The organism is Streptomyces sp. NPDC026522 (genome assembly GCF_055567555.1).
This window is the reverse complement of sequence record NZ_JBVHQF010000011.1, coordinates 94,773-118,548: the sequence shown is the minus strand read 5'-3', so window position 1 is coordinate 118,548 and position 23,776 is coordinate 94,773. Positions and strand designations below refer to the sequence as shown.

Here is a 23,776-nt window from a genome sequence, read left to right as displayed (position 1 = left end):
CGGAGGAGGGGCCGGCGGAAGGGGCGGCGGCGGAGGGAGCGCCGGCGCGCTCCGGGGCCGCACTCACGCGGGGTCCAGCATCAGCTTGTCGGCGTAGCACCAGGCCCAGTCCTCGCCGGGCTCGTGCGAGGCCGCGATGGGGTGCTCGGTGGTGCGGTAGTGCCGGGTGGCGTGGCGGTTCTTCGAGGAGTCGCAGCAGCCGACGTGCCCGCAGCTCAGGCACATCCTCAGATGCACCCAGCTGTCTCCCGTCAGCAGGCACTCCTCGCAGCCCTCGGTCCCGGGCTTCACCGGACGTATCTGGTCGATGTGTGTGCACAACAGGTCCATCGTCATCGTCCCCGTCCCTCTCCTCGCGCACTCGTACCGCTCGTCACGCCGGTGAACCACGGGCGCGTCCAGACCATAAGACGGGGGTCCCGGAAAGGTTCATCGATTCGGCCGAAGTCATGGAGTACCGGAGCTACTTCATGACCTCGCGCGGCGACTACATGAGGTGCCGGGGCGGGCCGCCCTTCTACCTCACGAAGTCGCGTGCGGGCGCTTTGACGCAGGCCCCGGGCGCAAGCAGGGTGGGGAACGCCAACACAACAGGCGGCGCCTGGAGGAATCTGTGAGCAGAAAGATTCTGGTCATTGTCTCCGAACACGGTTACTGGGCCGAAGAACTGATCGGGCCGGTATCGAAGTTCGACGAGCGGGGCTATGAAGTCGTATTCGCCACGCCGACCGGGAAGCGGGCCCACGCACTTCCGCCGAGCCTCGACGCCAACTACATCGACCCCCCGCTGGGCCGGTCGGTGACCACCGAGGAGAACGCCCGGCTGGGCCGCGAGTTCGAGCAGTCGAGCCGGCTCGACTCGCCCCTCGACATCGAGGCGTGGGCGCCCGAGCGCCCGTACACCAGCGACAAGGACTACCTGCCCAAGCTGGAGCAGTACCACCGCGATCTGGACAAGCTCCAGGAGGACATCGCCACCTTCGACGCGATCCTCATCGTCGGCGGCAGCGGCCCCATCGCCGACCTCGCCAACAACGAGCGGGTGCACGCCCTGATCCTGGCCTTCAAGAACGCCGGCAAGGTCGTGGCGGCCGAGTGCTACGGGGTGGCCTGCCTGGCCTTCGCCAGGGACTGGGGCGACCGCAAGAGCATCATCTGGGGCAAGCACGTCACCGGCCACTGCAAGGAATACGACTACAAGGACGGCACCGGATTCCTCGGTACCGACTTCAACATGGGGCCGCCGCCGTACCCGCTGGAGTACATCCTGCGCGATGCCACCGGCCCGCGCGGCGCGTACCACGGGAATTTCGGCCACCCCCTGTCGGTGATCGTCGACTTCCCCTTCGTCACCGGACGTTCGACCCCCGATTCCTATCTGACGGGGCAGAAGATCGTGGAAGTCCTGGAGGACGGGCTCACCCGGTACGGCTGGTAGTCCGGTAACTCCTGGGAAAGAGGGGGAATTCATGGAAGCCAGTCCCGGACGGGAGAGGCTGATCGAGCAGTTCAAGGCCGACGGCCTGAATGTGATGTTCGGAAATCCGGGGACGGTCGAACAGGGATTCCTCGACGCGGTCGACGCGGCAGCGGACTTCCAGTACGTCCTCGCCCTCCAGGAGACCGTCGCCGCCGGCATCGCCGACGGCTACGCCCGGGCGACCGGCGGCGCGGCCCTGCTCCAGCTGCACTCCGGGGTCGGCCTGGGCAACGGCATCGGCATGCTCTACCAGTCGCTGCGCGGTCACACCCCGCTCGTCGTGGTCGCCGGTGACGCCGGGGTGCGCTACGACGCGATGGACGCGCAGATGGCGTCCGACCTGGTGGCGATGGCCAAGCCGGTGACGAAGTACGCGACCCGGGTCACCGACCCGCGCTCCGTGCTCCGCACCATCCGGCGGGCCGTCAAGATCGCCCTGACCCCGCCGCGCGGACCGGTGTTCGTGGCGCTGCCGATGGACGTACTGGACGAGCTGAACTCCGAGGCCGTGCTGCCCGCCACGGTGCCGCTCACCGATGTGGCGCCCTCGCCCGCCTCGGTGGGCCGGGCGGCCGAGCTGCTCGCCTCCGCCGAGCGCCCGGTCGTACTGGTCGGCGACGGAGTGGCGCTCTCCGGGGCGCAGACCGAGCTCGTCGCGGTCGCCGAGCTGCTGGGCGCCGACGTGTACGAGGTCGACTCCTCCGAGGTGAACATCGCCGCGTCGCACCCGCTGCGCCGCGGTCAGACGGGCCACATGTTCGGCCCGCACAGCAAGGAGCTGGTCGGCGACGCCGACGGGGTGCTGATCGTGGGCACCTATGTCTTCCCGGAGGTGTTCCCCGAACTGGAGAACCCCTTCCGGGCCGGCGCGAAGGTCGTGCACATCGACCTCAACGCCTACGAGATCGCCAAGAACCACCCCGTGGACCTGGGCCTGGCCGCCGACCCCAAGCAGGCGCTGCGCGCGCTGGCCGGCGTACTGGAGCACCGGCTGACCGCCCGGCAGCGCGCCGCCGCGGCCGCCCGGCTCGACGCCCGGTCCCGGGAGCGGGCCGCGCAGACGGCCGGGCAGGACACCGACGGGACGCCGATGGCGGTGTTCCTGCGGACCCTGGCCGAGCGGACGGGGGGCGACCTCATCGTCTTCGACGAGGCGCTGACCACCTCGCCGCTGGTCACCCGGTACCTGCCGGCGGAGCGGCCGGGCGACTACCACCTCACCCGGGGCGGCTCGCTCGGGGTGGGCTTCCCGGGAGCGGTCGGCGCCAAGCTGGCCCGGCCGGACCGGCTCGTCGTCGGCTTCGCGGGCGACGGCGGCTCGATGTACACCTACCAGGCGCTGTGGACCGCGGTCCGGCACGGCATCAACGCCAAGTTCGTGGTCTGCAACAACCGCAAGTACCGGCTGCTCGACGACAACATCGCCCAGTACTGGCGGGAACGGGACATCGCCGAGCACGGCTTCCCGGGCTCCTTCGACCTCTCCCACCCCGAGATCGACTTCGCCGGGTTGGCCCGGGCCCTCGGCGCGGACGGCACGCGGGTGGAGAAGCCGGACGAGGCGGTCGCGGCCGTGGGCCGGATGCTGGCCCACCCCGGCCCGTACCTCGTCGACATCCAGATCTGATCCCCGCACCACGCCCCTACACCACTGCACCGGTACGGACAGGAGGAGACCGCATGCCCGCCGAGCGGCTGACCGAGGACGCGATCCGCAGCTTCGCCGAGAACTGGTACGTGGCCCTGGACCAGCACCTTCCGCTGGACCGGGTGCTCGGCCTCATCACCGAGGACCTGGAGTTCAAGGTCCCCGAGGACACCTTCCTCGGGCACGAGGGCTTCGGCCGCTGGTACGCCGCCGTCACCTCCCGCTTCTTCGACGAGGTGCACACCGTCACGAAGGTCGAGCCCGTCATCGAGGGCGACCGGGCGATCGTACGGGTCCTCGTGAACTGGCAGGCCAAGATCTGGGACCCGCCGGCTCCGCGCAGCCAGTGGCTCGGCTTCGACGCCGACCAGACCTGGGTCGTGGTGGCCGGCCAGGACGGCCCGCTGATCAAGCAGTACACCGTCAACGAACTGGCGCCGATGCCCGGTTCCGGTTCCCTCTGACCGGCGCGAAGACGGAGGAGGAGGGGCGATGACCGAAGTGACACGGGACCGGGTGCAGGCGGCCTACCAGGCGCTGGGCTCCGGTGACCGGGCGCGCATCCTGGAGTACTACTCCGAGGACCTGCGCTGGCTGGTGCCCGGCAACCATCCGCTGGCCGGCTGGTACGAGAGCCTGGACGCCTTCCTGGAGCTGATGGGGCAGACCCACAAGCTCACGGGCGGCACCTTCCGGATGGACCTCGAGGCGGTGCTCGTCGGTGAGGACTGCAGCGCGGACGTGTGCCGCAACGTCGCCGTGCGCGACGGTGCGGACGCGGCGAGCGGGTCCCCGTACGAGCGGATGGACTACCCGGTCTTCCACTTCATGCGGTGGCGGGACGGGCGGATCGTCGAGGGTCGCGACGGGCTCTTCGGCGACACGGCCACCGCCTTCAGCCAGTTCTGGGCGCCCTTCGCGCCGGACGGAACCCGCAGGGACCGATAGGGGGATGAGCGCGATGAGCGCGTTGGACGCACGAGAGATTCTGCGGAAGTACTACGAGTACGCCAATGCCGGTGACTGGGACCGCTGGTGCGACCTGTTCGCCGACGACCAGGTCATGGACGAGCAGCTGGCCGGACACATCGAGGGCCTGGAGGTCCTGCGCTCGATGATGAAGGGCATGGGGACGATGTACCGGGTCTTCCGGAACGAGCCCGTGCACTTCCTCGTCGACGGGGAGAAGGCCGCGGCGGTCTCCCACCTCACCGCCGTCAGCGCCTCCGGCGAGGCCATCGAGGCCGAGGTGATGAACTTCTTCCGGATCGTCGACGGAAAGATCGTCTACATGGCGAACTACCACGACACCGCGCCCTTCCAGGTGCTCGGCCAGGGCTGAGGGGTGGCGTGATGGCGAGAGATGAGTACGACTACATCATCGTGGGGTCCGGTACCGCCGGCAGCGTGCTGGCCAACCGGCTCTCCGCGGACCCGGACGTCTCCGTCCTCGTCCTGGAGGCCGGCGGCGACCGCATCCCGCCCGAGGTGGACGACCCGTCCTCCTGGTACAAGCTGCTGGGCGGGCCGGTCGACTGGGGCTACACCAGCGTCCCGCAGCCGGGGCTCGACGGCCGCCGTACCTACGAACCGCGCGGCAAGGCCCCCGGCGGCAGCAGCAACCTCTACATCATGATGCACATCCGGGGCCACGCCTCGGACTTCGACAACTGGGCCTACCAGGGCGCCGCGGGCTGGTCCTACGAGGACGTACTGCCCTACTTCGCCCTCCTGGAGGGCCAGGAGGACGCCACGGCCGCCACCACCGGCACCAGCGGCCCGCAGCGCATCACCCACGCCGGCCGGCACCACCCCAACCCGGCCTCCCGCGCCTTCATCGACGCGGCCGTCGAGCTCGGCCACCAGGAGATCGCCGACTTCAACACGGACGGTCCCCGGCGCGGGCTGTTCGGCACCGGCTGGCACCACATCGACGTCGCGGACGGCCGCCGCCAGGGCGTCCTCGCCGCCTACCTGGAGCCGGCGCTGGAGCGGCCGAACCTGACCCTGCGCACCAACGCGCAGAGCAGCCGGCTGCTCTTCGACGGGGACACCTGCACCGGCGTCGAGTACGTCCAGCTCGCACCGCCCGCCCCGATCCCGGGCCGGGTGGTGGGCGACGGGCACAGCACCGCCGCCGAGCCCGGCCCGCACACCGTACGGGCCCGCCGGGAGGTGATCGTGGCCGCCGGGGCGATCGAGTCCCCGAAGCTGCTGCTGCTCTCCGGCATCGGGCACCCCGAGCAGCTGCGCGAGCACGGCATCGAGGTCACCGCGGCGCTGCCCGGGGTCGGCGAGAACTTCCACAACCACGTGCTGACCGGGCTGATGGCCGAGGTCACCCAGGAGCTGCCGCCCCCGGCGCAGAACCTGTCGGAGAGCGCTCTGTTCCTCTCCTCCCGGCCCGGCCTGCCCGCGCCCGACCTCCAGATCGCCTTCGTGCACGTCCCGTTCGACGTGATCGTCGGCCAGGACCACCCGAACACGGTGAGCATCCTGCCCGGGGTCGTACGGCCCGTCTCGCGCGGCTGGATCAGGCTCGCGAGCACCGATCCGCTGGCCCACCCGCTGATCCACCCGAACTACCTGGGCGACCGGTGGGACCTGGAGCGGATGGTGCAGGGCGTCAAACTCGCCCGGGAGATCTTCGCGACCTCGGCGTTCTCGCCCTGGTACAAGCAGGAGCTGCAGCCCGGCCCGGGCTACGTCAGCGACGAGGACCTGCGGACCTTCGTGAAGCAGAAGTCCGAGAGCTACCACCACCAGGCCGGCTCCTGCCGCATGGGCATCGACGACCTCTCGGTCGTCGACCCGGAGCTGCGGGTGCACGGCGTACGGAACCTGCGCGTCGTCGACGCCAGCGTGATGCCCGCCGTCCCGTCGGGCAACTGCCACACCGCCATCGCGATGATCGCCGAGCGCGCGGCGGACTTCCTCAGAGGGGTGTCCCGTGCCTGACGCCGTGCTGCGCGAGGGCGCGCTGTCCGGGACCCGGATCGCGGTCCTGGTCGAGAGCGACTTCTACGAGCCCGAGATCTTCTACTACCAGCACCGGTTCGCCGAGGAGGGCGCCGAGGTCGACTTCCTGACCCGGCTGTGGGGCAACGACTCCATCACCTTCTCGGGACACGAGTACCGGGCGCCGTTCACCGCCGACAAGTCCCTGGAGGGGCTGAGCGACGAGGAGCTGCGCCGGTACGCGGCGATCATCGTGCCCTCGGGGATGGTGGCCGACCGGCTGCGCTACACCGAGGACGTGGACGTCCTCGCGCCCGCCACGGAGCTGCTGCGCCGGGCCTTCGAGGAGCCTACGGTCCTCAAGGGGATCATCTGCCACGGCATGTGGCTGGCCTCCTCGATCCCGGGCAAGGTCCGCGGCCGCAAGGTCGTCTGCCACAACAACCTCATCGGGGACGTCCGCAACATGGGCGCCCAGTACGTCGACGAGGACGTGGTCGTGGACGGGGACCTGGTGACCGGTCGCACCGGTGCCCACCACCACCTCTTCGCCCGCCGGATCATCGAGCTGATCGCGGCGGGACGGGGCCGGGGGACCGGCTGATGGGGCGGATGGTCTGGTCCCACGTGGGCCTGAACTGCACGGACCAGAAGACCACCGAGGACTTCTACACCCGCTACTTCGGCTTCGCCCGGGCCCGGGTGGTCGACCTCGGCGACTCGCAGATCGTGTTCCTGCGCAAGGGGGACGCGTACCTGGAGCTCTTCGCGGCCGGCACCGGCCCGGCCCGGCCGGCGCTGGGGGTCCCCCCAGCGGTAGACGGGGGAGACGGGCCGCAGGCCCCGGGCCGGATGCGCCACCTGGCCTTCCAGACCGACAGCGTGGACGCGTTCCTGGCCGACCTGGGCGACGCGGCGGAAGTGACCCTGGGGCCGCTCGACTTCGACGACTTCATCTGCGGGTGGCGGACCGTGTGGGTCCGCGATCCCGACGGGGTGATCGTCGAGGTCAGCCAGGGATACGAGGACGACAGCTCTCACGACAAGGACGGTGTGTGAAACATGGCTGACGCCGTGGGTTTCTCCTTCTCCGACACGATCGCGGGCTACGTCGTCCGCTTCGACTCCCACAGCCGGACGCTGCGGCTGAAGACCGCCGACGGCCGCGAGTTCGACGTGTCGCTGGCCGGCGACCCGAGCGCCGAGCTGGTCCGCAACCTCGACGAGCCGTACATCGACGCCTCCGGGCACATCGACGAGATGCTCTCGCCGGGCCGACTGCTGTTCGCTTACGGCGTCCACTACCCGGAGTCGGGCGGGCGCTTCGACGCCAAGCGCCTGGTCTTCCTCGGCCGCGGCGCCGAGGACTACCGGTTCGAGGAGCCCAGCTGGTGGATCAAGCAGATCGAGTCGCTGGCCGACTTCTACAAGCGGGCCCAGTTCGGTGACGGGCCGGTGGACTTCACCGAGTACCGCACCGAGATCCGGCTCGGCGGCGACAAGACCGCCAGCCACGTCCAGGAGACCGACACGATCTCCCGCCTGGTCTACGGCATGGCCTCGGCCTACCTGCTGACCGGCAAGGACGAGTACCTGGAGGTCGCCGAGCGCGGCACCGAGTACCTGCGCAAGCACATGCGGGTCGTGGACAGCGAGGAGGACGTGGTCTTCTGGTACCACGGCATCCGCGTCGACGGGGACAGCGAGCGCAAGCTGTTCACCTCGGAGTTCTCCGACGACTACGACGCGATCCCGATGTACGAGCAGATCTACGCCCTGGCCGGCCCGATCCAGACGTACCGCGTCACCGGTGACGTACGGATCAAGAACGACGCGGACGCCACCATCCGGCTGTTCGACAAGTTCTTCAAGGACGAGGAACTGGGCGGCTACTACTCGCACATCGACCCCATCCTGTTCAGCGCCGACCACGAGTCGCTGGGCGAGAACGCGGAGCGCAAGAACTGGAACTCGGTCGGCGACCACGCGCCCGCCTACCTGATCAACCTGTACCTGGCGACCGGCGACCAGAAGTACGCCGACTTCCTCGAGTACACCTTCGACACCATCGCGGACAAGTTCCCGGACTACAAGAACAGCCCCTTCGTCCAGGAGCGCTTCTACCGCGACTGGTCGCACGACACCACGCACAGCTGGCAGCAGAACCGCGCCGTGGTCGGCCACAACCTCAAGATCGCCTGGAACCTGATGCGGATGAACTCCCTCAAGGCCAAGCCGGCCTACGAGGAGCTCGCCCGCAAGATCGGCGAGATCATGCCGGCCGTCGGCAGCGACCGCCAGCGCGGCGGCTGGTACGACGTGGTCGAGCGGGTCAAGGACGGCGACCAGGAGACGTACCGTTTCGCCTGGCACGACCGCAAGGCGTGGTGGCAGCAGGAGCAGGCGATCCTCGCCTACCTCATCCTGAACGGCACCACCGGCGGGGACGACTTCCTGCGCGAGGCCCGGCAGGCGGAGGCGTTCTACAACACCTTCTTCCTCGACCACGACGAGGGAGCCGTCTACTTCAACGTGCTCGCCAGCGGTACGCCGTACCTGCTCGGCACCGAGCGGCTCAAGGGCAGCCACTCGATGTCCATGTACCACTCGGCGGAACTCTGCTACCTCTCCGCCGTCTACAACAACCTGCTCATCAACGGCCGGGAGATGGACTTCCACTTCCAGCCCGACCCCACGGACCTGCCCGACCGCGTCCTGCGCGTCTCGCCCGACCTGCTGCCCGCGGGCTCGGTCGAGGTCGCGTCGGTGGAGATCGGCGAGAAGCCGTGGACGGACTTCGACGCGAAGGGCCTCACGGTCCGGCTGCCCGACGTCCAGGGCCGGGTCAAGGTCAAGGTCCGGCTGCGGCCGGTCACCAGGTAATGCCCAACGGGGGGCGCCCCACCATGAGGGGAAGAAGACAATGACTCTTCACGTGAAAGAACGCCGGAACAAGGGCGGCACGGTGCTCGTCGCCACCGGCGAGATCAACAGCGAGACCTCGGGGCAGCTGCTCCAGGCCCTGCTGCCGCTCGTCCGCGAGGGCCGGTCGCTGCGCATCGACCTCACCGCCGTCACCTACGTCTCCAGCGCGGGCCTGCGCACCCTGCTCGTCGTCTACCGCGAGGCCCAGCACGCCGGTGTCGCCGTCACCCTGTACGGGGTGAGCGAGGAAGTCCGGTTCGTCATGTCGGCCACCGGCTTCCTGGACTTCTTCTCCGCCGGCGAGGCGGAGGCGGCCAACGCGAAGGCCCGGGCCGTGCGATGACCGAAACCAGGACCGAACAGGTACTGCGCGTCGACGCCTACCCGACCCACGAGGTGGGCGGCTACCGGGTCCGCGCCGGCAAGCCGTTCCCCTTCGGGGCGAACGTGGTCCCCGGCGGGGTCAGCTTCTCCGTCTTCTCCGACCAGGCCACCTCCATGACCCTGGTCATCTACAAGCGCGGTGAGCCCGAGCCGATGGCCGAGCTGGAGTTCCCCGAGGAATTCCGGACCGGCAGCGTCTTCGCGATGACGGTCTTCGGCCTCGACCACGAGAACATCGAGTACGGCTACCGGGCCGACGGCCCCTACGATCCCGTCACCGGCCACCGCTTCGACGCCCGCCAGGTCCTCTCCGACCCCTACGCGCGGCTGATCTCCGGCCGCGACGTGTGGGGGGTGCCGCCGGACCGCAGCCGCGGCTACCAGTACCGCTCCCGGGTCTGCCTCCAGGACTTCGACTGGGGCGACGACACCCCGCTGCGGATCCCCGCCGAGGACCTCGTCGTCTACGAGGCCCACGTGCGCGGCTTCACCCGGCACCCGTCCTCGGGGGTCACCGCCCCCGGCACCTTCGCGGGGCTGCGCGAGAAGATCCCGTACCTGAAGGAACTCGGGATCAACTGCATCGAGCTGCTCCCGGTGTTCGAGTTCGACGAGAGCGACAACCCGCGCAGCAACCCGGAGACCGGCGAGAAGCTCTACGACTACTGGGGCTACAACACGGTCGCGTTCTTCGCGCCCAAGGCCGGCTACGCGGCCACCGGACGCTACGGGATGCAGGGCGACGAGTTCCGCACCCTGATCAAGGACCTGCACGCGGCCGGCATCGAGGTCATCCTCGACGTCGTCTTCAACCACACCGCCGAGGGCAACGAGCAAGGCCCGACGATCTCCTTCAAGGGGCTCGACAACGCCACGTACTACATGCTCACGCCCGAGGGGTACTACTTCAACTTCAGCGGCACCGGCAACACCGTCAACTGCAACCACCCCGTGGTGCGCAACTTCGTACTCGACTGCCTGCGCCACTGGGTCGCCGACTACCACGTCGACGGCTTCCGGTTCGACCTCGCGGCCATCCTCGGCCGCTCCGCGGACGGCACCCCGCTGCCCAACCCGCCGCTGCTGGAACTGCTCGCCTACGACCCGGTCCTGCGGCACACCAAGCTCATCGCCGAGGCCTGGGACGCCGGCGGCCTCTACGAGGTCGGCAACTTCCCGGCCTACGGCCGCTGGGCCGAGTGGAACGGCAAGTACCGTGACACCGTCCGCAGCTTCCTCAAGGGCGATCCCGGGGTCACCGGGGAACTCGCCACCCGGGTCGCGGGCTCTCCCGACCTGTACTCCAGCCGCGGGACCTCGGCATCGGTCAACTTCCTGACCGCGCACGACGGGTTCAGCCTCGCCGACCTCGTCTCGTACAACGACAAGCACAACGACGCCAACGGCGAGGGCAACAACGACGGCGGCAACGACAACGCCAGCTGGAACTGCGGGGCCGAAGGGCCCACCGACGACCCCGAGGTCAACGCGCTGCGGCTGCGCCAGATGAAGAACGCGCTGGCCATCCTCTTCACCAGCCAGGGCATCCCGATGCTGCTGTCCGGCGACGAGGTCGCGCGCACCCAGCAGGGCAACAACAACACCTACTGCCAGGACAACGAACTGTCCTGGTTCGACTGGGACCAGGTCGACGAGAACGCCGAACTGCTCCGCTTCACCCGCGAGATGATCGCGTTCCGGGGGCACCACCGCGAACTGCGCTCCACCTCCCACCCCACCGGACAGATGCGGGACGCCCTGGGGCTGCCCGACATCAGCTGGCACGGGGAGCGGGCCTGGCAGCCCGACTGGTCCCAGGACAGCCGGCTGCTGGCGGTGGCCCGCTGCGGCACCGGGGACGACGACGTGGTGTACGTGGCCATGAACGCGCACTGGGAGTCGCACGACCTGGAACTGCCCGCCCTGCCGGGCGGCCGGACCTGGCACCTGTTCGCCGACACCTCGGCCGAGGCACCGCACGACATCCGCACCCCCGGTGCGGAGCAGGAGCTGGACAACGCCGGCAAGTACCTGATCGGCCCCCGCTCCGTCGTGATCCTCGTGGGCCGTACGAACGAGCCCGAGACGACCGGGACGTTCTGACCGAAGGAGACCTGACATGCCGCTTTCCGTGTCCCTGAGCATCGAGGGCGACACCACCGTGATCGAACTGGCGGGCGAGCTGGACGCCAAGACGGCCCCGGACTTCCACCAGACCATCGAGAAGGCCGCGGGTCACGGCACCAGCACCGTCGAGATCCGGATGGCCGGCGTCGGCTACATGGCCAGCGCCGGACTCCGGTCCCTGGTCTTCGCCCAGCAGAAGGTGGCGGACCACGTCACCATCAAGGTGGTCGGCGCCATCGAGCCCGTGTCCCGGACCATCCGCACCGCCGGACTGGACCGGAGCATCCTGCTCTCCGACGACTGACGGCCGTGGGCGACATGGTCGAACTGGCGAGCAAGCCCTGCGTACTGGACGTGCCCGCGAAGGTCGGGGCACTGGGCGAGATCGCCGCGTTCGTCCTGCGCCTGGCCGGCCGGGCGGGCCTGGGCAAACAGGCCACCTACCGGATCCGGCTGGCCGTGGACGAGCTGGCCACGAACGTCATCATGCACGGGTACCGGGGCGGCGGCGGACGCATCACCGTCCGCGGCCACTCCGGGCCCGGCGGGGTGCGGATCGTCCTCGAAGACGCCGCACCCCCCTTCGACCCCGTCGAAGGCTGCCTGCCCCCCGCCACCGGGATCCCCCCGGAACGGCGGCGGGTCGGCGGCCTCGGCATCCACCTGGCACTCACCAGCGTGGACGAATTCAGCTACGCACGCATGGACGGCCGGAACATCAGCACCCTGACTGTGAAGGCTGAGGGGACGGACCCATGCCCTCCACGACCGTGATCATCCTTGACGAGTACCCGCCTCCCACGCCCGAACTGCTCGACGCGCTCAGGCTGATGGACGCGGAACTCGTCCCCCGCACCCTGACGGAACTGCTGCGCGGCCCGCTGGAAGTGCTGCCCGTCGCGGACGTGCTGCTCGTCCCGGCCGAGGCCGACGGCGAGACCGTACGGACAGCCGTGCGGCGGCTGCGCCGCTGGGCCGGGGCCCCGATCGTGGTCGTCTGGACCGAGACGGAGTTCACCGCCCTGGAGCACCACGTGCGCCTCGGCCACGACTACCTCGTACCGCCGTTCCTGCCGGCCCTGGTCGGCGCCCGGCTGCACAGCTGCTCCGAGCGGGCCGGACTCGGCCGCACCCTGCGGGAGGCGGACGCCCGGGCCGAACTGATGGGCTACGAGAAGGAACTGGAGATCGGCCGGGAGATCCAGGCCGGCTTCCTGCCCGAATCGCTGCCCGTCCCGGCGGGCTGGGAGATCGACGTCCGCTTCCGGCCGGCCCGGCAGGTCGCCGGGGACTTCTACGACGTCTTCGAGATGTCCCGGGGCCGCCGGCTCGCGGTGGTCGTCGCCGACGTCTGCGACAAGGGCGTCGGCGCGGCCCTCTTCATGGCCCTCATCCGCTCGCTGCTGCGGCACACCGCCGAGAACAGCGGCCTCCAGCACCTGATGGCGGAGGGCCGCACGGGCGGCAGCCGCCGCACCCCGGTCGTCGGCGCCACCCCGCTGTTCAACGCGGTCACCGCCACCAACGGCTACCTCACCCGCAACCACCTGCGGCAGGGCTACTTCGCCACCCTGTTCTTCGGCGTGCTCGACCCGCTCACCGGCAGCCTCGTCTACATCAACGGCGGCCACAACCCGCCCCTGCTGCTGTCCGGCTCCGGCGACGTGCCCGTCCCGCTCGACGTCACGGGCCCGGCCGTCGGCGTCCTGCCCGACTGCGTCTACACCCTCGGCTACGCCCAGCTGAACCCGGGCGACACCCTCTTCGCGTTCACGGACGGGGTACCCGAGGCCCGCTGCCCGGAAGGCACCTTCCTCGGTGACGAGCGGATGCTGGAACTGCTCGCCGGCCCCCCGGTGAGCGGCAAGGACGTGGTCGACCGGATCGACCTGGCGGTGCGCGAGCACACCGGAGCCGCCGAACAGCACGACGACGTCACCATGCTGGCCCTGCACCGGCCACGTGCGGCGCGGGGGCCGCACGTGAACCGAACGGTGGCGGCCTGATGACCCGGACCATCGTGGTGCACTCCCACCGCGGCGGGACCGGCAAGTCCTCGGTACTGGCGAACCTCGCGCTGCTGATCGCGGCCGGGGGGAGCCGGGTGGGGGTGGTCGACACCGACATCCAGTCGCCCACCCTGGACCTGCTGTTCCGGATCGGCCCCGGCTCCGGCTCGCTCGCCGACTACCTCCTCGGCCGCTGCGAGATCGAGACCGCGGCCCAGCAGACCGCGGTGCCCGGGCTGTACGTCGTACCGGCCCGGACCGGGACCCCGGCCCTGCGCGAGCTCATGGCCACCGGCTACGACGTGGGGCTGCTGCCGGAGGGCTTCGACCGGCTGGCCGAGTACTACGCGCTCGACGTGCTGCTGCTCGACACCCACGCCGGGCTCAACAACGAGTCGGTGACCGCCATGGCGAGCGCCGACGTGGTGCTCATCATGGCGCGGGCCGACCGCGTCGACCTCTCCGGGGTCGAGGAGACCATCTCCCTCGCCGGACGGCTGGCCTGCCGGCGGGCGCTCGTGCTGAGCATGGCCCCCGAGGGCGTCGACCGGGTGGACGCCCGCCGGCGGGCCGAGGAGGTCTACGGCGCCCCCCTGGCCGGAATCCTTCCGTACGTACCGGAAATGGCCGCTCTGTACGGCGAGCGCATATTCGCAGAAGCCCATCCCGACCACCCCCTGGTCGGTGAATTCCGCACCATCATCTCGGCGCTGGACGCACGTGACGAAGTATCGCGCGCCTGACGCTCCCCCCTTACGCCCCTCGCGGGCGGCGTGTTGAATCGGCAGCGATTCCAGAACAAGGAGATCAGTCATGAAGATCCTCGTCGTCATGACGGCAAAGGCCACGCTCCATCTGCTCGACGGGGAACAGCACCCCTCGGGATTCTGGGCCGAGGAATTCGTCGTGCCCTACACCCTCTTCCGTGCCGCCGGCCACACCGTGGACGTGGCGACGATCGGCGGCCAGACCCCGACGGTCGACCAGACCAGCATCGACCCGCAGTTCCTCCAGTGGGTCCGGCCCGCCGGGTCCCCCGACGAGGACGCCGCCAACGCGGCCGAGTACGTCCGGGTCATCGAGAACACTCCGCAGCTCAAGAACCCGATCGCACTCGAAACCCTCGGCGAGAAGGACATCGCGGAGTACGACGGGATCTACGTCAGCGGCGGCCACGGCGCCATCGGGGACCTGCCCAAGTCCGATGAACTCGCGCAGATCCTGCGCTGGGTCATCGCCCAGGACAAGCCGCTGGCCACCGTCTGCCACGGCCACACCTCGCTGCTCGCGCTCCGCGACGGCGAGGGCCGCTGGCCGTTCGAGGGCTACCGGATGACGGCCTTCTCGCACAGCGAGGAGCTCGTCACCAACATGGCCGGCCGGCTGCCGCTGATCCTGGAGGCCGAACTCACCAGACTCGGCGCCCGCTACGAGAAGGCCGAGGCGATCTGGGACTCCCACGTCGTCGTCGACCGCAAGCTCACCACCGGGCAGAACCCGTACTCCTCCAAGGCCCTCGCCGAGACCTTCTTAGCGCAGCTCGCGAAGGGCTGACAGGCCCCCGCACCCCCGACACGGAAGGCAGCCATGACCAAGCGTGAGCTGAGCGGCCAGCCCCTCGCCAACCCCGGGAAGCTCTTCATCGGCGGCAGATGGGTGCCGTCCCAGGACGGCCGGACCGAACCGGACGTCAGTCCCGTGGACGGGCGGGAGATCGTACCGGTGGCCCAGGCCACCGCAGCCGACGCGGACGCGGCCGTGGCCGCCGCCCGCACGGCGTACGAGGAAGGCCCGTGGAGCAGACTGTCCGCCCAGGAACGCGCGCTGCGGCTGAACCGGGTCGGGGAGCTCATCGAGCGGGACCTGGAGGAGATCGCCCTGCTGGAGACGGTGGACATGGGCAAGCCGTTCGCCTTCTCCAGTACGGTCGACGCCCCCATGGCCGCCCAGCTCATGCACTACTACGCGGGCGCGGTCACCCGTGTCGACGGCTCCTCCCGTGCGCCGGCCGGCGGCCAGCTCGCCTACACCCTGCGCGAACCGCTGGGCGTCGTCTGTGCCATCACCCCGTTCAACTTCCCGCTGCTGCTGTCGATGACAAAGATCGCCCCGGCCCTCGCCGCGGGCAACACGGTCGTCCACAAACCCTCCCCGGCCACCCCGCTCACCGCCCTCAAGATCGCCGAGCTGTTCCAGGAGGCGGAGATCCCGGACGGGGTGCTGAACGTCATCACCGGTCCGGGCGTGGAACTGGGCGAGACGCTCACCGACCACCCCGGCATCGACAAGATCGCCTTCACCGGCTCCACCGCCGTCGGCCAGGCCATCATCCGCAAGTCGGCCGGCACCCTGAAGAAGGTCACGATGGAGCTGGGCGGCAAGTCCGCCAACATCGTCTTCGCCGACGCGGACCTCGACGCCGCCGAGGAACTGGCCTTCTTCGGCATCTACTACAACAAGGGCGAGATCTGCACCGCCGGCTCCCGGCTGCTGCTCCAGCGCCCCATCCACGACGAGATGGTCGAACGGCTCGTACGGCGGGCCTCCGCCCTCAAGCCCGGCGACCCCCGCGACCCGGCCACCCTGTTCGGGCCGCTGGCCCACCGCGGTCAGTTCGACAAGGTGAGCTCCTACATCGAGGTCGGCGAGAAGGAAGGCGCCGTGCTGCGGACCGGCGGCACCGGCTGGACCCCCGAGGGCGCCTCCAGTCAGGGCCTGTACTTCCTGCCGACCGTCTTCACCGGCGTCGACAACGGGATGCGGATCGCCCAGGAGGAGATCTTCGGCCCGGTCCTGTCCATCATCCCGTTCGACACCGAGGAGGACGCCGTACGCATCGCCAACGACAGCGCGTACGGCCTCGCCGCCGGGGTGCACACCAAGGATCTGCGGCGCGCCCACCGGGTCGCCTCGCAGATCAAGGCGGGCACCGTCTGGGTCAACTGCTACAACCAGTACGACCCCTCCGTGCCCTACGGCGGCTACAAGGCCTCCGGTTACGGCCGTGAGTGCGGGCCCGAATCCCTCGAGAGCTACACCCAGACCAAGTCGGTCTGGATCGGCATGGACTGAGGAGCGTCAATGCGGACAGGCATCATCGGCACCGGGCGGATCGGCACGGTCCTCGCCCGGATCCTGGTCGCCGCCGGGCACGAGGTCGTGCTCGCCAACGCCCGGGGCCCGCAGACCCTGGCCCCGCTGCTGGCCGAACTCGGCCCCGCGGCCTCGGCGGCGCACCCCACCGAGGCCGCCGGCCGGGCCGACCTGCTGGTGCTGATGGTGCCGTTCGACCACGTGCGGGGGCTGCTGCCGCCGCACGTGGTGCAGGACAAGGTCCTGGTGGACGCCACCAACGCGTTCGGCGGCGCCGGGACCCCCGCCGACCTCGGCGGCCGCGGTTCCAGCGACCTGGTCGCCGAGTGGTACCCCGGCGCCCGGGTCGTGAAATCCCTGAACACCATGCATTTCGAGACGCTCGCCGTAGCCGGCACCGCAGGGGGCGAACGACTGGCCCATTTCACGGCCGGCGACGACGGGAAAGCAAAGGAAATCGTCGGGGGAATCATCTCGGATCTGGGATTCGCTCCCGTCGACACCGGCCCGCTGCACTCCGGAGGAATTCTCCAACAGCCCGGCGGACCCCTCTTCAACCGGCCGCTCACGGAAGCGCAGGCGCTCGCATGGATCTCTCACTGAACGTGAACGGAAGACCCGAGCAGTTCTCGGCCCCGCCGAACGAACTGCTCGTGGAACGGCTCCGTGACGGTCTCGGGCTGACCGGGACCAAGGTCGGCTGCGACACCGGCCAGTGCGGCTCGTGCGTCGTCCGGCTCGACGGCAGGTCCGTCAAGAGCTGCCTGGTCCTGACCGCATCGGCCGCGGGCTCCCAGGTGACCACCATCGAAGGGGTCACCGCCACCGGCGGCGAGCTCACCGGCCTCCAGGAAGCGCTGCGCCAGGAGCACGGCACCCAGTGCGGCTTCTGCACCCCGGGCATGGTCATGGCCCTCGGTGAACTCGTCGACAACACGGCCGACCGCGACGCCCCCACCGAGCCCGAGATCCGTGAATGGCTCACCGGCAACCTGTGCCGCTGCACCGGCTACCACAGTGTCGTACGCGGAGTGCAGCGCGCCTGCTCCGCCGCCCGCGCCGAAGAACCCGCCGCCGCGGCCGCCACCGCCGCGTCCGGACAGGAGGTGTGAGGCCATGACCGCAGTTACGGGGGAGAGCGCTCTCCAGGGCAACGGAGTGCTGGGACAGCCGCTGGACAGCCGGGAGGACCCGCAGCTGCTGCGCGGCGAGGCGATCTACGTCGCCGACATCAACCTGCCGGGCACCGCCCACATGGCCATCCTCGGCAGCCCGGTCGCCCACGCGAAGATCCTGTCCATCGAGACCAAGGCCGCGGAGCAGCTGCCCGGGGTGCTGAAGGTGGCCACCGCGGCCGACTTCACCGACGTCATGCCGCTGCCCTGCATCTGGATACCCGGCGGGGTCGAGAGCCACTTCCCGCCCCACCCCTACGGACTTCCCGGCGCCCGCCCGGTGCTGACCGGTGACGCCGTCCGGCACGTCGGCGACCCGATCGCCGTGGTGGTCGCCGAAACCCCGCGCCAGGCCGCCGCCGCGCTCGCCGCCATCACCGTCGAGTACGAACCGCTGCCCGTGGTCACCCGCGCCGACGAGGCCCTCGCCGAGGGCGCCCCCCAGCTGCACGAGGCCGTTCCGGGCAACCTGAACGCTTACTGGACCTGCGGCGACAAGGACCGCACCGACGCGGCCATCGCCGAGGCCGAGGTCACCGTCGAACTCGACCTCGTCAACCAGCGCACCATCAACAGCCCCATCGAGCCGCGCGGCGCGGTCGGCGACTACAACGCGGCCACCGGCGAGTACACCCTCTACGCCTCCACCCAGGGCCCGCACAACCACCGCTTCCTGCTCTCCGCCCTGGTCCTCGGCATCCCCTTCAACAAGCTGCGCGTCATCGCGCCGACCGTGGGCGGCAGCTTCGGCACCAAGGGCTACCTCTACCCCGACATGGCACTGGTCCTGCTGCTGTCCAAGGCGCTCGGCCGGCCCGTGAAGTGGGTGGACACCCGCACCGGACTGATGAACTCCACCGTCCAGGGCCGCGACCACCGCCAGCACGTCACCCTCGCCGGCACCCGCGACGGCCGGATCACCGCCGTGCGCGCCACCAGCTACGCCAACCTGGGCGCCTACCCCTCCACCATCGGCCCCGGTGTCGCCACCGCCCTGATGGGACGCTCCATCAGCGGCATGTACGACATCCCCGCCGCCTTCTGCGAGGTCTACGCCGCCTTCACCAACACCGTCTCGCTCGGCGCCCAGCGCGGCAGCGGGCGCGCCGAGGCCGCGTTCCTGATGGAGCGCCTCGTCGACCGGTACGCCTCCGAGATCGGCATGGACCCGGCGGCCGTGCGGCGCAAGAACCTGGTGCCGAAGGAGAAGTTCCCGTACGACAACGGGCTCGGCTGGACCTACGACTCCGGGGACTACCAGCTGAACTTCGACCGGGCCGTGGAGCTGTCGGGATACGCCGACATGCCCGCCCGCAAGGCCGAGGCCCGCGCCCGCGGCAAGCGCCTCGGCGTGGGCCTGGCCACGTACGTCGCCATCTGCGGTGTCGGCCCCTCCACCCGGATGTCGAAGGAAGGCATGCTCGGCGGGACCTGGGAGAGCGCGAACATCCGCGTCCACCCCACCGGCGAGGTCACCGTGACCGTCGGCTCCGCCTCCACCGGCCAGAGCCACGGCACCGTCTTCGCGCAGGTCGCCGCCGACGAACTCGGCATCGACCCGGCGCAGGTGCAGGTCCTGGAGGGGGACACCCAGAAGGCCCCGTACGGGCAGGGCACCTACGGCTCGCGCTCCTACAGCATGGCCGCGCCGGCCGTCGCCCTCACCGCCCGCAAACTCAAAGCGAAGCTGGTCAAGGCGGGCGCCGTGTTCCTGGACGTTCCCGAGGACAAGGTCGTCTACGCCAACGGCGGCGTCCACGAAGAGGGCAACGAGGAGAACGCGAAGACCTTCGCCGAGCTGGCGATGGCCATGTGGTACGGCTGGGGACTGCCGCACGAGATCGAGCCCGCCCTGGACGAGACCACCCACTTCGACCCGCCGGACTTCAACTACCCGTTCGGGACCCACGTCGCGGTGGTCGAGATCGACGAACTGACCGGCGAGACCGAGGTGGTGTCCTACACCGCCGTGGACGACGCCGGCAACATCGGCAACCCCAAGATCGTCCTCGGCCAGATCGAGGGCAGCATCGTGCACGGCCTCGGCCAGGCCCTCATGGAGGCCGCCGAATACGACGAGGACGGGCTGCTGATCAGCTCCGACCTGAACCACTACGCCCTGCCGCGCGCCGCCGACGTGCCCTTCTTCTCCCTCGACAAGACGACCACGCCCAGCCCGCACAACCCGCTCGGGGCCAAGGGGGCCGGCGAGATCGCCACCGTGCCGCCCGCCGCCGCCGTCGTCAACGCCGTCGTGGACGCCCTCTCCGACCTGGGCGTCCAGCACATCGACATGCCGCTCACCCCCGAGAAGGTCTGGCGCCGCATGAGAGGGGAAGCCCAGTGATCCTCACCGAGTTCGACTACGTCCGGCCCGTCGGCCTCGAAGAGGCGCTCACCCTCCTCGCCGGCACCCCGGGCGCCCGAGCCCTGGCCGGCGGCCAGAGCCTGCTGCCCGACCTGCGCACCGGCGCCGCCCGGGCCGGTCTGCTGGTCGACCTGCGCCACCTGGAGGAACTGCGGGGCGTCGCGGCGGCCCCGGACGGGACGCTGCGGATCGGGGCGCTGACCACGCTCGCCGAACTCGCCGCGCACCCGCTGGTGCTGGCGCAGGCCCCGGAGATCGCCGCCGCGGCCCGCGCCAACGGCGACCCCCAGGTCCGCAACCTCGGCACCGTCGGCGGCAACCTGGCGGCGACCGGCCGGGCCACCGACCTGCCGGTCGCCGCCATCGCCGCCGGTGCGGAGGCGGAACTGGCCGGTCCGGGCGGGCGGTCCACGGCCGCGGCCGAGGAGCTCGCCGCCTCCGGGGTCCCGGCGGGCGCCGTGCTCACGGCCCTGCTGGTACCGGCCGGCGGCCCCGCGGCCGCGTTCGAGAAGAGCGCCGACCGGGCCACCCGATACCCGCTGTGCGCGACCGCCGTACGCATCACCGCCGACGGCCCGCGCATCGCGGTGACCGGGGCCACCGCCCGCGCCCTGCGCCTGCGCGGGGTCGAGGACCGGCTGCGCGGCGGCCCGTACACGACGGACAGCGTGCTCGCGGCGTTCCGCGCGGAACCCCGGGAGCTGTTCATCCCGGGCCGCGGCACTTCGGCCGAGTACCTCGGCCACCTCGCGGGCGTGCTGACCGCCCGCGCACTGGCGAGGGCCCAGGCGCTCGCCTGACCACCGCCCACCACGGGGAGTTGACGAGAGTGGCCGAACCGACCGAGACGACCACGGGGGACATCGTGCACCCGACCGGCCAGCCGGCCAGTGCACCCAGAGGCTCCGGCTTCTGGGTGGTGGGCGCCGTCCTCGTGCTGCTCATGCTCTCCTCCTCCGTGCCCTCCGCCCTCTACGTGCTCTACCAGCAGAAGTGGGGCCTGTCCTCGGGCACCATCACGGTGGTCTTCGCCCTGTACGCCGTCACCGTGCTGGCCGGACTGCTGCTGTTCGGGTCGCTGTCCGACACCCTCGGACGGCGGCCCGTGCTCGGCGCCGCACTGGTCCTCGCGATCGTGTCGATGGGCCTGTTCGCCGGGGCCCAGGGGCTCGGGCTGCTGCTGGCCGCCCGCGCCGTGCAGGGGCTGGCGGTCGGCCTGGCCACCGGGGCGATGGGCGCGGCCCTGCTGGAACTGACCCCGCGCTCCAAACCCGCACTCGGCGCCCAGGTCAACAGCGCGGGCCCCACCGTGGGCATCGGGCTCGGCGGCCTGGGCGCCGGCCTCCTGGTCCAGTACGGGCCCGCCCCGACCGTCCTGAGCTACGTGCTGCTGGTCGGGGCCTTCGCGCTCACCCTGGTCGGGGTGGTCCGGATGGGCGAGAGCGCTCCCGGGCTGCGGGGCGGCCGCTTCCGGGTCGCGCCGCACCGGATCCGGATACCGCAGGGCGCGGGCGGCCGCTTCGCCGTCCTGGTGCTCACGATCGTCGCCGTCTGGTCGGTCGGCGGGTTCTACCTCTCGCTCGGCCCGCACCTGGCCCTGTCGCTGCTCCGCAGCACCAACTACCTGGTCGGCGGGGCCACCGTGGCCCTGCTCGCGGGCGCCGCGACCGGCGCCCAGCTGCTGCTGGGCCGCACCGAGGCGCTGCGCACCGCGGTCGTCGGGCTGCTGGGGCTGCTGGCCGGCCTGGGGCTGGTGCTGCTCGCCCTCGGGCTCGGCTCGGCCCCCGTCTTCCTCGTCGCCACGGCGGTGCTGGGCGCCGGCTGGGGGGCCGCCTTCCTCGGCTCCTTCCGGGCCCTCAGCACCCTCGCCGAACCCGCGCACCGCGGTGAACTCACCGCGGCGGTGTACGTGTTCGCGTACCTCGCCATGAGCGTCCCGTCGGTGCTCGCCGGGATGCTGACCAACATCCACGGGCTGCACCGCACCTCGGTCGGCTTCATGGCCGCCGTCGCCGGCGTGTGCGCGCTGGCCCTGATCGTGACCTTGCGGCTGTCCGCCCGTACCCGGGCAGAGGGGACCACGGTATGAACGGCCCGGAGTTGCGGTCGGCGCTACATGATCTGGAGATCTTCGGCGGTCTCACCGAGGAGCAACTGGACTGGCTGGTCTCGGTCTCCGAACCCCGGGTGCTGGCCGACGGAGACCTGCTCTTCCGCGACGGCGACGAAGCCACGTGCTTCCACGTGCTGCTCGCGGGCGGACTCGTCGTCACCAAGGTGATCGACGGCCGGGAGGAGGTGCTCACCCGGCACTCCACCGAGGAGGAGAGCGCCGCCGCCGAGGAGCACGACGGCAAGCCCTCCGCCGCGCACCGCTTCACCGGGGAGCTGCCGCTGCTGACCGACGGCTCCTATGTGGCCACCGCCTGCGCGTCGGGGCCCGCGACCACCGTCGTCGGCTACCCGAAGCCGGTGTTCTTCGAGATGCTGACCCGCTGCCACGGAGTGGCGGCCGTGCTGCTGCCCGTACTGGCCTGGCGGATCAAGTCCTCCGAGGTGCAGGCCCGCAAGCGGGCGACCGTGGAGGCACTGGGCACCCTCGCCGCGGGGCTCGCGCACGAGCTGAACAACCCGGCGGCCGCGGTGGCCCGGGCGGCGCAGGAACTCGCGCCCGCCCTGGACCGGCTGACCCGCACCGCGCACGCCTGGGGCGCAGCCGCCTCGGGGGCCGAACGCGCCCTGCTCGACCGGCTCACCGACGAGCTGGACAAGCTGCCGCCGCCGCAGACCTCGGACCCGCTGGCGCAGGCGGACGCCGAGGAGGAGATCACCGACTGGGCCGAAGAGGCGGGTACCGAGCGGCCGGGGCTGCTCGGATCGGGCGTCTCGGACCTCGGCCTTGAGCTGAGCTGGCTGCTGGAGCGGCTGGAGGGGATCGGCGAGCCGGCCCTGCCCGCCGCCCTGGACCACCTGGCGGCGCTGCTGGAGATCCGCTCCCTGGCGGCCGAGCTACGGGCCGCGGGCCCGCGCATCTCCCAGCTGGTCGCCGCCACCCGGGATTACGCCAATCTCGACCGCGCCCCCGAGCAGCGCTTCCCGGTGACGGACGGACTGGAGAACACGCTGGTCGTGCTCCGGTCGAAGCTCTCCGGCATCACCCTGGTCCGCGAGTACGAATCCGGCCTGCCCGAACTCACGGGCTATCCGGGCGAGCTGAACCAGGTGTGGACCAACCTCGTCGACAACGCCGCCGAGGCCATGGAAGGCGCCGGCACCCTCACCCTGCGCGCCCGGGCGGAAGGCGTCTGCATGGTCGTGGAGGTCATCGACACCGGCCGCGGCATCCCCGAGAACGTCCTGCCCCGGATCTTCGAACCCTTCTACACCACCAAGGACGTGGGGAAGGGAACGGGTCTGGGCTTGCACCTCAGCTACCGGATCGTGACCCAGCGCCACCACGGGTCGATCACGGCCCGCTCCCGCCCCGGCGAGACCCGGATGGTCGTACGGCTGCCGCTCGCCACCCCGCCGCAGACGACCGCCGCCGCCGCTCCGGCCAGTTGAGCCGGTCGCGGCACCAGTTGAGCCCGTTCCCAATGAGCCCGTTCC

The 23,776-nt window shown here is 70.7% G+C and carries 24 protein-coding genes; 23 read left to right on the top strand and 1 reads right to left on the bottom strand.

Going from position 1 to position 23,776, the window contains the following annotated elements; all coding sequences use genetic code 11:
* Positions 1-63: 63 nt before the first annotated feature.
* The gene (locus ACZ4M3_RS26650; protein WP_467736733.1) at positions 64-336 is read right to left on the bottom strand and encodes a UBP-type zinc finger domain-containing protein; all 273 of its coding nucleotides are present in this window, start codon (positions 334-336) and stop codon (positions 64-66) included.
* A 277-nt stretch (positions 337-613) separates the two neighbouring features.
* On the opposite strand from ACZ4M3_RS26650, the gene ACZ4M3_RS26645 reads away from it, so the two are divergent.
* The 23 genes from ACZ4M3_RS26645 (at position 614) to ACZ4M3_RS26535 (ending at position 23,731) form a co-directional block, all read left to right on the top strand.
* Positions 614-1,438, top strand: a complete 825-nt coding sequence (locus ACZ4M3_RS26645; protein ID WP_467736731.1) for a type 1 glutamine amidotransferase domain-containing protein — start codon at positions 614-616, stop codon at positions 1,436-1,438.
* 31 nt (positions 1,439-1,469) lie between these two features.
* Positions 1,470-3,107, top strand: coding sequence for a thiamine pyrophosphate-binding protein (locus ACZ4M3_RS26640; RefSeq protein ID WP_467736729.1), 1,638 nt, complete (start codon positions 1,470-1,472; stop codon positions 3,105-3,107).
* A gap of 53 nt (positions 3,108-3,160) precedes the next feature.
* Positions 3,161-3,592 carry a nuclear transport factor 2 family protein gene (locus tag ACZ4M3_RS26635; protein ID WP_453351784.1) on the top strand — a complete coding sequence of 144 codons (432 nt, stop codon included), beginning with the start codon at positions 3,161-3,163 and terminating at the stop codon, positions 3,590-3,592.
* A 28-nt stretch (positions 3,593-3,620) separates the two neighbouring features.
* On the top strand, positions 3,621-4,076 hold the full coding sequence (locus ACZ4M3_RS26630) for a nuclear transport factor 2 family protein (RefSeq protein WP_467736727.1): 456 nt from the start codon (positions 3,621-3,623) through the stop codon (positions 4,074-4,076).
* 13 nt (positions 4,077-4,089) lie between these two features.
* Positions 4,090-4,470 carry a nuclear transport factor 2 family protein gene (locus ACZ4M3_RS26625; RefSeq protein WP_467736725.1) on the top strand — a complete coding sequence of 127 codons (381 nt, stop codon included), beginning with the start codon at positions 4,090-4,092 and terminating at the stop codon, positions 4,468-4,470.
* Positions 4,471-4,481: 11 nt separating this feature from the next.
* Positions 4,482-6,086: a GMC family oxidoreductase gene (locus ACZ4M3_RS26620; protein WP_467736723.1), complete on the top strand. Its 1,605-nt coding sequence runs from the start codon at positions 4,482-4,484 to the stop codon at positions 6,084-6,086.
* A complete protein-coding gene (locus tag ACZ4M3_RS26615) occupies positions 6,079-6,690 on the top strand; it encodes a DJ-1/PfpI family protein (protein ID WP_467736721.1) in 612 nt (203 codons plus the stop codon). Before ACZ4M3_RS26620 ends, ACZ4M3_RS26615 begins: the two co-directional genes overlap by 8 nt.
* The gene (locus ACZ4M3_RS26610) at positions 6,690-7,145 is read left to right on the top strand and encodes a VOC family protein (RefSeq protein WP_467736719.1); all 456 of its coding nucleotides are present in this window, start codon (positions 6,690-6,692) and stop codon (positions 7,143-7,145) included. Before ACZ4M3_RS26615 ends, ACZ4M3_RS26610 begins: the two co-directional genes overlap by 1 nt.
* A 3-nt stretch (positions 7,146-7,148) precedes the next feature.
* Positions 7,149-8,969 carry an AGE family epimerase/isomerase gene (locus ACZ4M3_RS26605; RefSeq protein WP_467736717.1) on the top strand — a complete coding sequence of 607 codons (1,821 nt, stop codon included), beginning with the start codon at positions 7,149-7,151 and terminating at the stop codon, positions 8,967-8,969.
* A 40-nt stretch (positions 8,970-9,009) separates the two neighbouring features.
* Positions 9,010-9,354 (top strand): STAS domain-containing protein, encoded by a 345-nt coding sequence (locus ACZ4M3_RS26600; protein WP_361140005.1) that lies wholly within the window; start codon positions 9,010-9,012, stop codon positions 9,352-9,354.
* Positions 9,351-11,498 carry a glycogen debranching protein GlgX gene (gene glgX, locus ACZ4M3_RS26595; RefSeq protein ID WP_467736714.1) on the top strand — a complete coding sequence of 716 codons (2,148 nt, stop codon included), beginning with the start codon at positions 9,351-9,353 and terminating at the stop codon, positions 11,496-11,498. Before ACZ4M3_RS26600 ends, glgX begins: the two co-directional genes overlap by 4 nt.
* Positions 11,499-11,514: 16 nt before the next feature.
* On the top strand, positions 11,515-11,826 hold the full coding sequence (locus ACZ4M3_RS26590; RefSeq protein WP_453351776.1) for an STAS domain-containing protein: 312 nt from the start codon (positions 11,515-11,517) through the stop codon (positions 11,824-11,826).
* A gap of 14 nt (positions 11,827-11,840) precedes the next feature.
* Positions 11,841-12,296, top strand: a complete 456-nt coding sequence (locus tag ACZ4M3_RS26585; RefSeq protein ID WP_467737034.1) for an ATP-binding protein — start codon at positions 11,841-11,843, stop codon at positions 12,294-12,296.
* The gene (locus ACZ4M3_RS26580; protein WP_467736712.1) at positions 12,278-13,528 is read left to right on the top strand and encodes a PP2C family protein-serine/threonine phosphatase; all 1,251 of its coding nucleotides are present in this window, start codon (positions 12,278-12,280) and stop codon (positions 13,526-13,528) included. The genes ACZ4M3_RS26585 and ACZ4M3_RS26580 overlap by 19 nt, the downstream gene beginning before the upstream one ends.
* Positions 13,528-14,274, top strand: a complete 747-nt coding sequence (locus tag ACZ4M3_RS26575; RefSeq protein WP_467736710.1) for a MinD/ParA family ATP-binding protein — start codon at positions 13,528-13,530, stop codon at positions 14,272-14,274. The genes ACZ4M3_RS26580 and ACZ4M3_RS26575 overlap by 1 nt, the downstream gene beginning before the upstream one ends.
* A gap of 70 nt (positions 14,275-14,344) precedes the next feature.
* Positions 14,345-15,085: a type 1 glutamine amidotransferase domain-containing protein gene (locus tag ACZ4M3_RS26570; RefSeq protein WP_467736708.1), complete on the top strand. Its 741-nt coding sequence runs from the start codon at positions 14,345-14,347 to the stop codon at positions 15,083-15,085.
* A gap of 33 nt (positions 15,086-15,118) precedes the next feature.
* Complete coding sequence (locus ACZ4M3_RS26565) at positions 15,119-16,603, top strand: aldehyde dehydrogenase family protein (protein WP_467736706.1); 1,485 nt, start codon at positions 15,119-15,121, stop codon at positions 16,601-16,603.
* A gap of 9 nt (positions 16,604-16,612) precedes the next feature.
* Positions 16,613-17,227: an NADPH-dependent F420 reductase gene (locus tag ACZ4M3_RS26560; RefSeq protein WP_467736704.1), complete on the top strand. Its 615-nt coding sequence runs from the start codon at positions 16,613-16,615 to the stop codon at positions 17,225-17,227.
* Positions 17,212-17,736 carry a (2Fe-2S)-binding protein gene (locus tag ACZ4M3_RS26555; RefSeq protein ID WP_467736702.1) on the top strand — a complete coding sequence of 175 codons (525 nt, stop codon included), beginning with the start codon at positions 17,212-17,214 and terminating at the stop codon, positions 17,734-17,736. The genes ACZ4M3_RS26560 and ACZ4M3_RS26555 overlap by 16 nt, the downstream gene beginning before the upstream one ends.
* A 4-nt stretch (positions 17,737-17,740) precedes the next feature.
* Positions 17,741-20,146, top strand: a complete 2,406-nt coding sequence (locus ACZ4M3_RS26550) for a xanthine dehydrogenase family protein molybdopterin-binding subunit (protein ID WP_467736700.1) — start codon at positions 17,741-17,743, stop codon at positions 20,144-20,146.
* The gene (locus tag ACZ4M3_RS26545) at positions 20,143-20,967 is read left to right on the top strand and encodes an FAD binding domain-containing protein (protein ID WP_467736698.1); all 825 of its coding nucleotides are present in this window, start codon (positions 20,143-20,145) and stop codon (positions 20,965-20,967) included. Before ACZ4M3_RS26550 ends, ACZ4M3_RS26545 begins: the two co-directional genes overlap by 4 nt.
* Positions 20,968-20,996: 29 nt before the next feature.
* On the top strand, positions 20,997-22,256 hold the full coding sequence (locus tag ACZ4M3_RS26540) for an MFS transporter (RefSeq protein WP_467736696.1): 1,260 nt from the start codon (positions 20,997-20,999) through the stop codon (positions 22,254-22,256).
* Complete coding sequence (locus ACZ4M3_RS26535) at positions 22,253-23,731, top strand: ATP-binding protein (RefSeq protein ID WP_467736694.1); 1,479 nt, start codon at positions 22,253-22,255, stop codon at positions 23,729-23,731. The genes ACZ4M3_RS26540 and ACZ4M3_RS26535 overlap by 4 nt, the downstream gene beginning before the upstream one ends.
* Positions 23,732-23,776 lie beyond the last annotated feature (45 nt).

Coding starts and splice junctions, on each gene's coding strand:
- ACZ4M3_RS26650 (WP_467736733.1), bottom strand. CDS start 336: ATGACGATGGACCTGTTGTGCACACACATCGACCAGATACGTCCGGTG.
- ACZ4M3_RS26640 (WP_467736729.1), top strand. CDS start 1,470: ATGGAAGCCAGTCCCGGACGGGAGAGGCTGATCGAGCAGTTCAAGGCC.
- ACZ4M3_RS26635 (WP_453351784.1), top strand. CDS start 3,161: ATGCCCGCCGAGCGGCTGACCGAGGACGCGATCCGCAGCTTCGCCGAG.
- ACZ4M3_RS26630 (WP_467736727.1), top strand. CDS start 3,621: ATGACCGAAGTGACACGGGACCGGGTGCAGGCGGCCTACCAGGCGCTG.
- ACZ4M3_RS26625 (WP_467736725.1), top strand. CDS start 4,090: ATGAGCGCGTTGGACGCACGAGAGATTCTGCGGAAGTACTACGAGTAC.
- ACZ4M3_RS26620 (WP_467736723.1), top strand. CDS start 4,482: ATGGCGAGAGATGAGTACGACTACATCATCGTGGGGTCCGGTACCGCC.
- ACZ4M3_RS26610 (WP_467736719.1), top strand. CDS start 6,690: ATGGGGCGGATGGTCTGGTCCCACGTGGGCCTGAACTGCACGGACCAG.
- ACZ4M3_RS26605 (WP_467736717.1), top strand. CDS start 7,149: ATGGCTGACGCCGTGGGTTTCTCCTTCTCCGACACGATCGCGGGCTAC.
- ACZ4M3_RS26600 (WP_361140005.1), top strand. CDS start 9,010: ATGACTCTTCACGTGAAAGAACGCCGGAACAAGGGCGGCACGGTGCTC.
- glgX (WP_467736714.1), top strand. CDS start 9,351: ATGACCGAAACCAGGACCGAACAGGTACTGCGCGTCGACGCCTACCCG.
- ACZ4M3_RS26590 (WP_453351776.1), top strand. CDS start 11,515: ATGCCGCTTTCCGTGTCCCTGAGCATCGAGGGCGACACCACCGTGATC.
- ACZ4M3_RS26585 (WP_467737034.1), top strand. CDS start 11,841: ATGGTCGAACTGGCGAGCAAGCCCTGCGTACTGGACGTGCCCGCGAAG.
- ACZ4M3_RS26580 (WP_467736712.1), top strand. CDS start 12,278: ATGCCCTCCACGACCGTGATCATCCTTGACGAGTACCCGCCTCCCACG.
- ACZ4M3_RS26575 (WP_467736710.1), top strand. CDS start 13,528: ATGACCCGGACCATCGTGGTGCACTCCCACCGCGGCGGGACCGGCAAG.
- ACZ4M3_RS26570 (WP_467736708.1), top strand. CDS start 14,345: ATGAAGATCCTCGTCGTCATGACGGCAAAGGCCACGCTCCATCTGCTC.
- ACZ4M3_RS26565 (WP_467736706.1), top strand. CDS start 15,119: ATGACCAAGCGTGAGCTGAGCGGCCAGCCCCTCGCCAACCCCGGGAAG.
- ACZ4M3_RS26560 (WP_467736704.1), top strand. CDS start 16,613: ATGCGGACAGGCATCATCGGCACCGGGCGGATCGGCACGGTCCTCGCC.
- ACZ4M3_RS26555 (WP_467736702.1), top strand. CDS start 17,212: ATGGATCTCTCACTGAACGTGAACGGAAGACCCGAGCAGTTCTCGGCC.
- ACZ4M3_RS26550 (WP_467736700.1), top strand. CDS start 17,741: ATGACCGCAGTTACGGGGGAGAGCGCTCTCCAGGGCAACGGAGTGCTG.
- ACZ4M3_RS26535 (WP_467736694.1), top strand. CDS start 22,253: ATGAACGGCCCGGAGTTGCGGTCGGCGCTACATGATCTGGAGATCTTC.